General features: G+C 73.7%; 11 protein-coding genes. 10 read left to right on the forward strand and 1 reads right to left on the reverse strand.

Going from position 1 to position 12832, the window contains the following annotated elements; genetic code table 11:
- Positions 1-127: 127 nt before the first annotated feature.
- The 10 genes from ACFWDO_RS03915 to ACFWDO_RS03960 all read left to right on the forward strand — a co-directional run bounded on the left by ACFWDO_RS03915 (position 128) and on the right by ACFWDO_RS03960 (position 10007).
- Positions 128-1096 carry an ABC transporter permease gene (locus tag ACFWDO_RS03915; RefSeq protein ID WP_380316208.1) on the forward strand — a complete coding sequence of 323 codons (969 nt, stop codon included), beginning with the start codon at positions 128-130 and terminating at the stop codon, positions 1094-1096.
- Positions 1093-2043 carry a carbohydrate ABC transporter permease gene (locus ACFWDO_RS03920; RefSeq protein WP_380316211.1) on the forward strand — a complete coding sequence of 317 codons (951 nt, stop codon included), beginning with the start codon at positions 1093-1095 and terminating at the stop codon, positions 2041-2043. Before ACFWDO_RS03915 ends, ACFWDO_RS03920 begins: the two co-directional genes overlap by 4 nt.
- A 29-nt stretch (positions 2044-2072) precedes the next feature.
- The gene (locus tag ACFWDO_RS03925) at positions 2073-3707 is read left to right on the forward strand and encodes a hypothetical protein (protein ID WP_380316214.1); all 1635 of its coding nucleotides are present in this window, start codon (positions 2073-2075) and stop codon (positions 3705-3707) included.
- An 18-nt stretch (positions 3708-3725) separates the two neighbouring features.
- The gene (locus tag ACFWDO_RS03930) at positions 3726-4469 is read left to right on the forward strand and encodes a ThuA domain-containing protein (RefSeq protein WP_380346802.1); all 744 of its coding nucleotides are present in this window, start codon (positions 3726-3728) and stop codon (positions 4467-4469) included.
- Positions 4466-5251: a sugar phosphate isomerase/epimerase family protein gene (locus ACFWDO_RS03935; RefSeq protein WP_380316220.1), complete on the forward strand. Its 786-nt coding sequence runs from the start codon at positions 4466-4468 to the stop codon at positions 5249-5251. The genes ACFWDO_RS03930 and ACFWDO_RS03935 overlap by 4 nt, the downstream gene beginning before the upstream one ends.
- Positions 5248-6240, forward strand: coding sequence for an NAD-dependent epimerase/dehydratase family protein (locus ACFWDO_RS03940; protein WP_380316223.1), 993 nt, complete (start codon positions 5248-5250; stop codon positions 6238-6240). The genes ACFWDO_RS03935 and ACFWDO_RS03940 overlap by 4 nt, the downstream gene beginning before the upstream one ends.
- 53 nt (positions 6241-6293) lie before the next feature.
- Positions 6294-7037 carry a GntR family transcriptional regulator gene (locus ACFWDO_RS03945; protein ID WP_380316226.1) on the forward strand — a complete coding sequence of 248 codons (744 nt, stop codon included), beginning with the start codon at positions 6294-6296 and terminating at the stop codon, positions 7035-7037.
- A gap of 120 nt (positions 7038-7157) precedes the next feature.
- The gene (locus tag ACFWDO_RS03950; protein WP_380316229.1) at positions 7158-8207 is read left to right on the forward strand and encodes an SIS domain-containing protein; all 1050 of its coding nucleotides are present in this window, start codon (positions 7158-7160) and stop codon (positions 8205-8207) included.
- Positions 8204-9103 (forward strand): BadF/BadG/BcrA/BcrD ATPase family protein, encoded by a 900-nt coding sequence (locus tag ACFWDO_RS03955; protein ID WP_380316232.1) that lies wholly within the window; start codon positions 8204-8206, stop codon positions 9101-9103. The genes ACFWDO_RS03950 and ACFWDO_RS03955 overlap by 4 nt, the downstream gene beginning before the upstream one ends.
- Position 9104: 1 nt before the next feature.
- Positions 9105-10007 (forward strand): alcohol dehydrogenase catalytic domain-containing protein, encoded by a 903-nt coding sequence (locus ACFWDO_RS03960; RefSeq protein WP_380316237.1) that lies wholly within the window; start codon positions 9105-9107, stop codon positions 10005-10007.
- A 122-nt stretch (positions 10008-10129) separates the two neighbouring features.
- Here the strand turns inward: ACFWDO_RS03960 and ACFWDO_RS03965 are convergent, their stop codons facing one another.
- The gene (locus ACFWDO_RS03965; RefSeq protein WP_380316240.1) at positions 10130-12670 is read right to left on the reverse strand and encodes a polysaccharide lyase family 8 super-sandwich domain-containing protein; all 2541 of its coding nucleotides are present in this window, start codon (positions 12668-12670) and stop codon (positions 10130-10132) included.
- Positions 12671-12832: the final 162 nt, after the last annotated feature.

Genomic DNA, 12832 nt, shown 5'->3' on the forward strand with positions numbered 1-12832 from the left:
GTACGGATCTGAACGACCCCTATACTCTGTGGTACCAGCCGTGGTATCAAGTGGTAGGTACTGGTTTGCGCGTCGGAATGGTCCGGTCCGCGCCCTTCATGGACGAGGTGGCAACACGTTGGCTGAAGTGATCACGAGAGCCGCGCCCGAGGCGCGCGACGGAGGCGCGAGCGCGGTCGGACGCCGGCGGGTGCCGTTCCTCGTCCGGCTCCGCAACGACTACCCGGTGCTCCTCATGGTGGCGCCCGGCGCGATCGTCGTCGCCCTGTTCGTCTACATCCCGCTCGCCGGGAACGTCATCGCCTTCATGGACTACGTGCCGTTCCTCGGCCTCGGCGGGTCCACCTGGGTGGGCATGGACAACTTCACCACCCTCTTCGCGGACGACGCGTTCTGGCACGCGCTGACCAACACGCTCGCGATCACGGCGGTGCAGCTCCTCCTGTTCTTCCCCGTGCCGATCGTGCTCGCCGTCTTCCTCAGCTCCGTGCTGCGCCCCACCCTGCGCAAGTTCGTGCAGTCGGTGATCTACCTGCCGCACTTCCTGTCCTGGGTGATCATCGTGGCCCTCTTCCAGCAGCTGCTGGGCGGGGCCGGGGTGCTGAGCCGGCTTCTCGCCCAGCACGGGATGAGCGCCCTGGACGTCATGACCAACCCGGCCGCCTTCAAGCTGCTGCTCACGGCGCAGTCGATCTGGAAGGACGCGGGCTGGGGGACGATCGTCTTCCTCGCCGCGATCGCGGCGATCGACATCAGCCAGTACGAGGCGGCGACCATCGACGGCGCCGGGTCCGGCCGCCGGTTCTGGCACATCACCCTCCCCGGGATGCGCCCGATCATCGTGCTGATGCTGATTCTGCGGCTCGGGGACGCGCTCTCCGTCGGCTTCGAGCAGATCCTGCTGCAGCGCGACGCCGTCGGCGCGCAGGCCGCGGAGGTGCTGGACACCTACGTCTACTTCAACGGGATGGTCGACGGGAACTGGGGCACGGCGACAGCCGCCGGCCTGCTCAAGGGCGTCGTCAGCCTGGTGCTCGTGCTCGGCGCGAACCATCTCGCCCACCGCCTCGGCGAGGAAGGGATCTACCAGCGATGAGCGTCCTGACCGACAGCCCGCGGCCGCAGGCCGCTCCCGCCCCGCCCGTCCGCCGCCGCAAGGACAGCCTGCGGCCGGCGTGGCAGGGCCGGCCCCGGCCCCTGACCACGGCCGTGCGGGGCGTCGCCCTCGCCCTGATCTGCCTCCTCGTGATCTTCCCGTTCGCCGTCGTCGTGTCGACGTCGCTCGCGACCCAGGCGGAGATCGACGCGAACGGCGGCTACGTGGTGTGGGTGGCCAAGCCGACCATCGACGCCTACGTGCAGATCTTCAACGGGGGAGGGGTCACGCGGTCGATCGTCGTCAGCATCGGCGTGACGGCCGTCGGGACGGCGTTCAGCCTCGCCTGCACCACCCTCGCGGCGTACGCGCTCAGCCGCCGGGGGACCCTGTTCAACCGCGGGCTCGTCACGTACTTCCTGGTCACGCTGCTGTTCGCGCCCGGCATGATCCCCGTCTACCTGATGGTCAAGAGCCTCGGGATGCTCAACACCTACTGGGCGCTGATCATCCCCGTCGCCGTGAGCGCCTTCAACGTGATCATCATCCGCGGCTTCATCCAGGGGATCCCCCAGGAGATCTTCGACGCCGCGCGGATCGACGGCGCGAGCGAGTGGCGCACGTTCTGGCACCTGGCGCTGCCGCTGTCGCGGGCGTCGATCGCCGTCGTCGGCCTCTTCATCGCCGTCGGCTACTGGAACAACTACTTCGGCCCGCTGCTCTACCTCAACGACTCGTCGATGTGGCCGCTGCAGCTCCTCATGCGGTCGTTCGTCCTGCAGAACGACACCTCCGCGGCCGCGCAGATCCCCGGCACGGTGCCCCCGCCCCAGCAGGCGGTCCAGATGGCGCTGGTCGTGATCGCGATCGTCCCCATCCTGCTCGCCTACCCGTTCCTCCTCCGACACATGTCGAAGGGCATGCTCACCGGCTCGATCAAGGGCTGATCGAGAGCCGAACCGAAATGAGGTCACTCATGTCCGCATCCTTCTACCCGTCCCGTCGCGCGGTGCTGCGCGGCGCCCTCGTGGCCGGCGCCGCCATCGGCCTCGGCGGCACCCTCGCGGCCTGCTCGAGCAAGGCCCCCACGGCCGCGGCCCCGGGGTCGGGCGGCGCCGCGGCCTGGCCGACGTACAAGGCGCCGGTCAAGCCGACCCCCGTGCTGCCGGGCACGGAGTCCGGCGTCATGGACGTCTACGAGGCGTTCCCGCTCGACGGCCCCGTCTCCGTGCAGGGCACGGTGGGCGACGGCAGCGAGTTCGAGTACCTGGTCATGACCTACGGCCAGCCCGCCCCGGCGCTCGACGAGAACGTCTACTGGCAGCTGCTGAACTCCGAGCTCGACCTGAAGCTCAAGCCGCTCCAGGTGCCGTTCGCCGACTTCGGCACCAAGTTCCCCGCGCTCGTCGCGGGCGACGACCTGCCCGAGATCGTGTCGATCCCCGTGTGGCAGAAGGTCTCGCGCCTGCCCGCGCTCGTCGACGCGGAGTTCACCGACCTGTCGGACCACCTGTCCGGCGACGCGGTCCTCAAGTACCCCAACCTCGCGGGCATCCAGAAGTCGGCGTGGCGCAACGGGTACTTCAACGGGCGGATCTACGGCGTCCCGAAGTCCGACCCGGTCTTCGGCGGGCAGATGTACACCAAGACCGACCTCTTCGAGAAGGCCGGGGTGTCCGAGGAGCCCGGGTCCATCGAGGAGTTCGTCGCGGCGGCCGCGGCGGTCACCGACGCCAAGGCGGGCGTGTACGCGTTCGGCGGCCCGATCACCGACTACCTCCTGCAGGCCTACGGCGTGCCCAACAAGTGGGTCAAGAACTCCGACGGCAGCTTCACCTCGTTCTACGAGCACGAGAACTTCGTGACGGCGGTGGAGAAGGCCGCCGAGATGTACAAGGCGGGGTACTTCCACCCCGACTCCGCGACCCTGGAGAAGACGCAGCGGGACTCGATGTTCCGCTCGTCGAAGATCGCGATGACCTACGACGGCAACCGCGCGTTCGGCATCATCGCCGACGACAACGCGCTCGTCTTCGGCATGCCGGGGGCCTTCGGCGCCGACGGCGGCACGGCGGCGGTGTGGAACGGCCCCGGCGCCTACGCGGTGACGATGATCAAGAAGTCGGCCTCCCCGGAGCGCGTCGAGATGTTCCTGCGGACGATGGACTGGCTCGCGGCCCCGTTCGGCACCAAGGAGTCGTTCATCCAGTCGTACGGCGTCGAGGGCAAGGACAACGACTACGTCGTCAAGGACGGCGTCGCCGTCCTCACCGAGCGGGGCCAGCGCGAGCAGGACCTCGGCTTCGCGTACATCGCGGGCGCGCCGCAGATCCTGTGCAACCCGCAGGGCGCGCCCGGCGTCGACAAGGCGATCCACGAGTGGCAGACCAAGGTCGTGGACCTCCTCGTCGACGACCCGTCGCGCGGGCTGTACTCCAAGACCGACGACACCAAGGGCAAGTCCCTGCAGCAGAAGGTCGACGACGCGATCACCAACGTCTTCGTCGGGCGGTCGTCGTCGAGCGAGCTGGTGGACGCCATCGCCGCCTGGAAGTCCGGCGGCGGCGACGCCATCGCCCGCGAGCTGGCCGAGTCCGCCTCCGTGGACTGATCGAGGAACGAGGAGCACGTGCGAGTCAGCAGTTCCGCGGTGAACGTCACCGTGATCGTGGCCGGGACCGACACCCACCACGACCTGTACGCCGCCGCCGGCGCCCTCCGCGACATCGTCGCGGAGGGCGGCCTCCCGGTGCAGGTCGCGGTCGGCCTGCGCCGGTTCGTCGACCCGATGCCCGTGACCGCCGAGACGGACGTCTTCGTGGTCTACACCGCCGGCAGCGACCTGCCCGCCGACGAGCAGGACGCGCTGCGCGACCTGGTCGCCTCGGGGCGGGGCCTCGTGGCCGTGCACGCCAGCAGCGTCGTGCTCGACGGCGAGCAGGACGCGTGGTCGCGCCTGATCGGCTGCCGCTACGCGAGCCACGACCCGTCGGGGCTGTCCGAGGGGCGCATCGCGGTCCGGGTGGGGGAGCACCCGATCACGACGGCCCTGGACGACTTCGAGGTGGAGGACGAGTACTACGTGACCACCGTCGCCGCGGACGCCGACGTCGTCGCCGAGCACCGGCTCACCGACGGCCGGTGGGTGCCGGCCCTGGTCACGCGGACCGAGGGCGAGGGGCGCGTCGTGTGCACGACCCTCGGCCACGACGGCCGGGCCTGGTTCAACCCCTGGTTCCGGCAGCTGCTCCGGCAGGCGGTGGTCTGGGCCGGCGGCGCCGACCCTGCCGCGGAGACCCGCACGTGGAGCACCCGCTTCCCGCTCGGGAACGGCCGCCACGTCGTCGCACCGGGCTCGGGCGGCGCGTCGTGACCGCGGCGCTCGCGGTGCACCTGTGGAGCGTGGACGCCCTGGTGCGCGCGGACCTGCCCGCGGCCCTCGACCTGGTCGTCGACGCCGGGTTCACGGCGGTCGAGACGATGGGGTTCGGGGCCGTGGGGGTGCGCGCCGCCGGGGCGATGCTCGCCGAGCGGGGCCTCACGGTCTGCGCGGCCCACGTCCCGTTCCCCGCCGGCCCGGAGTCCGACTCCGAGCTGGCCACCTACGCGGCCCTCGGGGTCGACACGATCGCGTGGAGCCTCGAGCCGCACGAGCTCGCGTCGGCCGAGGCGTTGGCGCGCGGCGTCGAGCGGGTCAACGTCGGCGCGGAGCGGGCGGCGGGATTCGGCATGCAGGTCGCGTACCACAACCACTTCGCCGAGTTCGAGCACACGCACCCCGGCCCCGACGGGCCCCTCCGGTCGTACGAGCTGCTCCAGCGCGAGCTCGACCCCCGCGTCGTGCTGGAGCTCGACGTGTACTGGCCGCGCGTCGTCGGGGCCGACGCCGCCACCGCGGCGGCCGCTGCGGTGGCGGCCCGGCGCGAGGTCAGGCTCGTCCACCTCAAGGACGGACCGGCGACGGGGATGGCGGACGTCATGACGCCGGTCACGGCCGAGAGTCCGGGGGTGCTGGACACGCTCGAGTCCCTCCCGGACCTGCGCTGGGCGGTCGTGGAGCTCGACCGCGTCCAGGGGCCGATGACGGACGCCCTGAGCACCAGCCGGGCGAACCTGCTCGCGACGGGGCTCGTCGTCGAGGGGCGCGCCGCATGAGCGCGGCGTCGCTCCTCCTCGTCGGCGGCACCGGCGTGATCAGCGGTGCGGTGGCCCGGGAGGCCGTGAAGCGTGGGCTCGAGGTCGTCGCGCTGACCCGCGGGCGGTCCGGGCGGCCCCTGCCCGAGGGTGTCGAGCACGTCGTCGCCGACGTCCACGACCCCGAGGCCACGCGGTCCGCGCTGGCGGGGCGCCGCTTCGACGTCGCGGTGAGCTTCGTGGCCTACTCGGCCGAGGACGTGCGGCGCGAGGTCGACGCCCTCGGCGCGGTCTGCGACCAGCTCGTGATGATGTCGACGTGCTCGGTGTACGAGCGCCCGGCCCGCACGCTGCCGATCGCGGAGCACTTCCCGCGGTCCAGCCCGCGGTTCGACTACCCGGCGGGGAAGATCGACGTCGAGGACGAGCTGTGGCGGCTCGAGCCCGGCGCGCCGTGCGCGGCGACCGTGGTGCGGGCGGCCCACGTGTACGACGAGCTCACGCTCCCGCTCCTGCTCGGCTGGACCGCCGTCGAGAGGTTCCGCCGCGGCGCGCCGGTCGTGGTGCACGGCGACGGGACGTCGCTGTGGAACCTGCTCCACGCGCGCGACTTCGCCACCGGGGTGCTGCCGCTGCTGGGCGACCCCGCGGCGTTCGGGCGGACGTTCCAGGTCACCGCGCCCGACCCGGTGTCGTGGGACGAGATCCATCGGCTCACGGCGGCCGCCGCCGGCGTGCCCGACCCGTGGCTCGTGCACCGGTCGAGCGAGGACATCGCCGCGGAGATCGACTGGATGGGTCTGGTCTGCGCGGAGGACTTCGGGCACTCGGTGGTCTACGACCTGTCCCGGCTGCTGGCCGTGAACCCGGGGTGGCGCCCGCAGGTCGGGCTCGCCGAGGGCCTCGCCGAGACGGTGCGCCGGCTCGACGCCCGCCCGGGCCGGCGACCTGCGGAGACGTCCCTCGAGGAGGCGCTGGACCGCCTGTGCGCCGGGAGGACCCGACCGTGAGGATCTGGGAGACTGGCGCCTTCGGCCACCATGATCGGCGGGGAACGTTGACGATGAGCGAGGACCAGAACGAGCTGCTCCCGCTGTGGAGACGCACGGCGGACACGATCGCGGACCAGATCCGCGCGGGGCTGCACCCGCCGGGGAGCAGGCTGCCCGCGGAGCGCGTGCTCTGCGAGACGCTCGGCGTGAGCCGGGTGACGCTGCGCAAGGCGCTGCAGACGCTCACCGACGACGGCGTGCTCCAGGCGTCCCGTGGTCGTGGGTGGTTCGTCAGCGCGGACGACGGGGAGGCGGCGCGCAGCACCCCGTGGCCGAACTCGTTGGAGTCGTTCTCGGAGACCGCCGCGCGCAAGGGCCTCCCGTCGCGCTCGGAGGTGCTGGCCGCCGCGATGGGCGAGTTCTCGCTCGACCTCGCGGACGAGCTCGGCGTGGCCCCCGGGACGCCGTGCTTCCACCTGCGGCGCCTGCGCCTCATGGACACCGTGGCGATCGGGATCGACGACTCGCGGATCGTCGCGTCGGCGGCGCCGGGCATCGAGCTCGTCGACTTCGGGTCGGCGTCGCTGTTCGAGGAGCTCACCGAGCGCGGCGCCAGCCCGGTGCACGCCGTCTCGCTGATCGAGGCGGGGGCCGCGACCGAGGAGGAGGGCGGGCCGCTCGGGCTCGAGCCGGGCCAGCCCGTGCTGCGCATGCGGCAGATCCTCACCGACGCCCGTCGTCGGCCGATCATGCTCACGACGATCAGCTACCGGGGAGACCGGTACCGGCTCCAGACCACGTTCACCCGCTCCTGACTCCCGGCAGCCCCGGAGACCACGCGGTAGACCAAGAGATACCACCAGAGACATTCTGGGGTATATTGGTCTGGCGCCCACGGGTCTCCGGGGCTGTGGCATGAGGTGAGGAGCAAGTACGTGGCGACCCGGATCCCCTTCGTCGAGGCGCAGCGAGTCCAGCCGGACGCGCTGCGATCGATCCACGCGACCGTGCTGGAGCAGCTGAGCGGGCTCGGGCGCTTCGCGCCGCCGCGCCACGTGGCCCTCGTGGGCATGGGGGCGAGCTATGCCGCCGCGGCCGCGGTGCTCCCCGGGCTGCAGGCCGCGGGCCTCAGCGCCTCCCGCCACCTGAGCAGCGAGCGGCCGGCGGGGGCGCGGTGGCCGGCCGGCGCCGTGGTCGTCGGGATCTCGCAGTCCGGCAGGAGCCCGGAGACCGTCGACGTGCTGGCCGCGGCGCGCGAGCAGGAGTCGGTCGTCACGGTCGGCCTCGCCAACGCCACCGGGTCGCCGCTCGAGCGGCACGCCGACGTGATGGTCGGCCTCGGCGGCCGCCCGGACTCGTTCGCCTCGACGATCGGCTACACCGGCACCGTGCTCGCCCTCGACCTCATGGCGGGGGCGATCACCGGGGGACCGCGCGAGGACCACGCCTGGCAGGAGCTCTTCGCGGTCCTGCCCGGGCTCCAGGACGACCTGGGCCGGGCGGCCGAGGGCCTCGCCGGCAGGCTGTCCCGGGTCGCGGGCGTCGACGCCGTCGGGTCCGGCGCCTCGGTCGCCGCCGCCGAGGTCCTCGCCCTGCTGCTGCGCGAGGTGGGCCGGGTGCCCTCGTCGGCGAACGAGACCAGGAACTACCTCCACGGCGCGATGGAGTCCGCCGGGGACACTGCCCACGTGCTGTTCGGCCAGGGGCGCGAGGTCTCGGTGGCCGCGTCCCTCGCGGCGGCGGGCCACCTGACGATCCTCGCCTCCGACGCCGCCGGCGAGGTGGCCGACGGCGTCGAGCACGTCTCGCTGCCCCCGCTGCCGGCGGCGCAGCGTGCCGTCGCCGAAGCCGCGTTCGCGCAGGCCGTGGCGGCGGCGGTGGCCGGCCGCAAGAACCTCGACATCGAGTCCTTCGTCTTCGACAACGTCGACACGAAGATCGGCGTCAGCGTGCCCCCGCTCAGCTCCGTCGTGGACCTCCCGTGATCGTCGGGGTCGACGTCGGCGGCACCAAGACCAGCGTCGCCGTCGAGGCCGCAGGGGCGCCCGCGACGGTCACGACCGTGGCGAGCGACGGGTGGCGGTTGCGGGACCTTCCCGGTTCGGTGGCGTGGCTCGTCGGCGTCGTGCGGGCGGCGGCGCCCGGCGGCGTCGTCCCGCCGGGAGCGTCGGTGGCGGTGGGGGCGCACGGTGCCGAGTCGGACGAGCACTGCGTCGCCGTGGCCGCGGAGCTGCGGCGCAGGCTCCCCGGGGCGAGGGTGCGCGTGGTGAACGACGCCGAGCTCGTCGTCCCCGCGGCCGGGCACGAGCGCGGCGTCGGCGTGATCGCCGGGACCGGCGCCGTGGCCGTGGGCCGCGACGCCGCGGGGAGCCTCGTGCGCGCCGGCGGCTGGGGCTGGGTGCTCCACGACGACGGCTCGGGCTCCGCGCTGGTCCGTGAGGCGGCGCGGGCCGTGCTGCTCGGCGCCGACCGCGGGGCCGCGGACCCGACGCTCGCCCGGGCGCTGCTCGACTCCGTGGGCGCCGCCGACCTGGACGCGTTGGCGTCCGCGCTCAGCTGGGACGGCGGGGTGGAGACCTGGGGGCGGCACGCGCCGGCCGTCTTCGCCGCGCGCGAGGCGGGGTCCGCCGCGGCCGCCGCGGTGGTCGAGTCCGGCGCGGCCGCCCTCGCCGCCATGGCGTGCGACGTCGTGGACCGCGGCGCGGCCGGAGGGCACGTGGTCCTGGCCGGGGGCGTCGTCGCCGCGCAGGCGGGGTACGCGCGGCGCGTCGGGGAGCTGGTGCGTGCTCGCCGGCCCGACCTGGCGGTCGGCGTCCTGGCCGAACCGCCGGTGCGGGGCGCGCTGCGGCTCGCGCGACGGCACGACGGAGAGGTGGGCTGACATGCGGGTCGTCGAGATCCGGGGGAGCCGCCACGCCGCGGTGGTGGAGGCGCCGACGCCCGAGCCCGGCCCCGGCGAGGTGCTCGTCGAGGTCGCCGCGTCGGGGGTGTGCGCGTCGGACGTCGCCCTCTGGGAGACGCCCGGCGACGTGCCCGTGCGCCACGGGCACGAGTTCAGCGGGGTGGTCGCCGCCCTGGGCGACGCCGTCACGACCCTGGCCGTCGGGGACCGGGTCACGGGCTTCGGGTCCCCCTCGCACGCCACGCACCTCGTCGCGGCGCAGGACGACGTGCTTCCCCTGCCCGACCGGGTCCCGCTGTGGGCGGGGCTGGGGGAGCCGCTGGCCTGCGTGGTCGGCGCGGTCCGTCGAGCGCGGATCGCCCCGGGCGAGCCGGTGGCCGTCGTGGGGCTGGGCAGCATGGGGGCGATCGCGGCGCAGGTCGCGGTGGCGCTGGGCGCCGGGTCCGTCGAGCTGCACGACCGCGACGCCGGGCGGGTCGCCCGGGTGGCGGCGCTGGTGGGCGACCGCGTCGACCGCCGCGGGTCGGCGCGGCCGCGGTGCGCCGTCGTCCTCGAGTTCACCGGGTCGGCGGGCGGTCTGGAGCTGGCCGGGCGCCTGACCCGGCCGATGGGGCGGCTCGTCGTGGGCGGGTACCACGCGACGGGGGAGCGCCGGCTCGACCTCGACTGGTGGTACCGCGGGATCGACGTGCTGGGCGGCTTCACGCCCGACCGCCCCGCGTCCCGCGAGGCCATGGCCCTCGGGCTGGAGCTGGCCGCCCGCGGAGACGTCGACCTCGAGGCGCTGGTCACCCACCGGCTCGGCCTCGGCGCGGTCGACGAGGCCTATGCCCTTCTGCGCGAGCGGCCGCCGGGCTTCGTCAAGGCCGTCCTCGAGCCCTGACGCCCCCTGCCCGGCGGCGACGACGTCAGCCGAGCGCCGTCGCCCAGAGGTCTCGTCGTCGGGCATGGGTGAGAGTCTCCCCGGCGTGGCGCTCGCGGTCGACCTGTGTCCGGCGGGTGACGTCAGCGCCGCCGCAGCACCGCGGTGAGGCTCGCGCCGTAGGCGTGCCGGGTGGTGGCGCGGACCTCGGTGCCGCCGGGCACGCGACGCACGTGGACGCCGTCGTCCGCGGCCTCGACGTCGAGGTGCCGGCCGCGGACGGTCAGGGTCACGGCGTCGCGCGTCATCGTCGGGTCGGAGAGCGCGACGGAGGTGCGGCCGTCGTCGCCCTCGCGCACGAGCACGGACGCAGGGCCGTCGACCGTCAGGTTCCGCACGTGGGCGCGGCCGGAGAACACGGTCGCGGCGACGAGCCCGAGGCCCGCGTGGCGCACGGCCTGCACGCGCTCGTCGTTGGCGAGCACGACGACCGGCCCGCCGGCGCCGAACGCAGCGAGGCGCTCCTCGGTCGCGCCCGGCACGATCGCGTACGCGAGGGCGGCGGGGCTGTTCCCGTGCTCGACGGCGGCCGTGAACACGCGCTTGGTGACCGCCGTGTCGGGGTTCGACGTCCGGATCGAGCGGCGGCTGCGCGTCACGTCCTCCAGGGTCACGGTGACGGGCCCGGCGTCGAGCAGCGCGTACCCGACGGCCACGCCCTGCCCCGGGTTGGCCCACCGCAGCCACGCGAGCGACGCGGCGCCGTCGCCCCCCACCCACGCTGTCCCGTCGGCGCGGCGGCCCGTGACGACGACGCCGTCGCCCGGCGCGGCGATGCGGGAGTCGAGCGTCGTGACGACGTCGCGGCCGTGCTCGTCGTGGATGCCGGCGGCGAGGACGACGACCTCGTCGTCGAGGAGGAACCACGACTTGGTCGCGCGGGCGTTCGCGTAGACGACGAAGTCGTCGGGCAGGACGCCGGCCTGCGCGTCGACGTAGGGGACGTCGTCGGACAGGACCATGCCCGCCGCGCCGAACGGGCCGAGCGTCGCGCCGCCGGAGAAGGCGTTCGTGGCGCGCGGGAAGTAGACGTACGTGTTCTGCGACTCCGACGACGAGGTGAAGCCGAGCGGGTGGCCGGGGTTCTCGTACCAGGCCTGCCCGTAGAGGTCGGGGACGGTGCGCCGCTCCTCGACGGGCACGGTGGTGCCGGGCAGCCGGTACGGGGAGACGGTGGTGTAGAAGTCGACGCCGAACGCCTGCGTGTGGTCCTGCCCGGCGAGGTAGAGGTGGAAGGCGCCGTCACCCTGGAACCACGGCATCAGGTTCTCGCCGCTCATGTACTCGTACTTGCTGATCCGCTCCGAGCTACGCGCCAGCGCGAACGTGTACCCGGGGCGGCGGTGCACGGTGCGGTCCATCGCGTTGAGGGCGACCGACCGCTCGGGCGGGTTGAGGTCCGCGGCGGGCGCGCCGGCGTCCGCGACGAGGTCGGCGTACCGCACGGCGCTCACGGGGGAGACGAACCGCGACGGGTCGGGCGGCGTGGGCGACACCGTCGCCAGGTGGCGCACGTACCCGCCGAGGGCGGCCGCGTTGGCCCCGCTCGCGTAGTCGGTGAGGTCGACGGCGGCCTCGAGCACGGTCGCGGTGTCCGCGTACCCGGTGCCGGTGCGTGACACCGAACGGCCCTTGACGATCTCCATCATCCAGCCGTCGACGATGACGGGCGCGAAGCCGTCGCGGACCCAGCCGTGCACGACGTCCGCCAGCTCCGTGCCGGGGGCCGCGGCCGTGCCGTCGAGCAGCTTGATCGTCTGCACGACGCGCGTCAGCAGCGTGCGCCCGTACGAGCCCGTGTAGGCGACCGAGTCGTGCTGGATGAACGAGCCGTCGGCGTAGTAGCCGTCGGTGTTGCCGTGCTGGATGGCGTACGGGTCGATGGTCGCGAACACGGTGGACTGGTCGGCGATCGCCTTGGCCACGCGGGCGTCGTCGCCGGTGAGCGCGCCCTGCAGCACGCGGTTGGTCGTGATGTCGGCGAGGTTGGCGCCGGTGTGGAAGCGGGAGTCGAGGTCGACGTCGCCGTCCTTGCCGTTGCGCAGGTACGCGTCCATCGACGCGACGTACGTGGGCAGGAGGGCGGGGCGCTCCGCCGCGACGAGGTCGGCGAGCAGCGCGAACGTCTTGCTGACGCTCGCGGGGATGCCGATCTCCCAGGTGAACCAGTTGCCGTAGTACCCCGCGGCCTGGTCGCCGTAGTAGTGGGCGTGGAGCCAGTCGAGCCCGTCGAGCACCCGACGCTGGACGGCGACGTCCCCCACGAGGGCGGACGCGAAGCCCGGCGTGCAGGTGGCCAGCGCGATCTCGTACAGCCTGAGGAACGAGGTGCTGAGGTTCGGGTCGCTGGTGCCGAGCGGGACGCCCTTGAACAGCTCGCCGGAGCCCGCGGCGTCCAGGGCGGCGAGGTTCGCGCGCGCCGCCGCGTGGATCGCCCTCAGCCGCGGCGCGGCCTCGGGCCGCGCGTTCGACGCCGCCGTCCCCGCAAAGATGCCGCGCGCGTTCGCCAGCAGCCGCGCATGGTCGGACGGCGAGTCCGCGCGGGCGCGCAGCGGCGCCGCGATCGCGAGGAACGCGCCTGCGGGCACTGCGGCGAGGACCTGACGGCGGGACGGCTGCGGCATGGCGAACTCCCTTGTCCGACGGCGACTTCCGGCGGACGGTGACGTCCGCGGATGGCAACATCCAACCAAGGTCGTGCCGACCGGGGCAATGGTTTCCCCCCGACGTGGCGAGTTCATGACAGCCGCGAGCTGTCGCACAGTCGCCAGCCGAGATCCTTGCCG

The organism is Isoptericola sp. NPDC060185 (genome assembly GCF_042728595.1).
Lineage (GTDB): Bacteria > Actinomycetota > Actinomycetes > Actinomycetales > Cellulomonadaceae > Isoptericola.

Coding starts and splice junctions, on each gene's coding strand:
- ACFWDO_RS03920 (WP_380316211.1), top strand. CDS start 1,093: ATGAGCGTCCTGACCGACAGCCCGCGGCCGCAGGCCGCTCCCGCCCCG.
- ACFWDO_RS03965 (WP_380316240.1), bottom strand. CDS start 12,670: ATGCCGCAGCCGTCCCGCCGTCAGGTCCTCGCCGCAGTGCCCGCAGGC.
- ACFWDO_RS03940 (WP_380316223.1), top strand. CDS start 5,248: ATGAGCGCGGCGTCGCTCCTCCTCGTCGGCGGCACCGGCGTGATCAGC.
- ACFWDO_RS03925 (WP_380316214.1), top strand. CDS start 2,073: ATGTCCGCATCCTTCTACCCGTCCCGTCGCGCGGTGCTGCGCGGCGCC.
- ACFWDO_RS03960 (WP_380316237.1), top strand. CDS start 9,105: ATGCGGGTCGTCGAGATCCGGGGGAGCCGCCACGCCGCGGTGGTGGAG.
- ACFWDO_RS03945 (WP_380316226.1), top strand. CDS start 6,294: ATGAGCGAGGACCAGAACGAGCTGCTCCCGCTGTGGAGACGCACGGCG.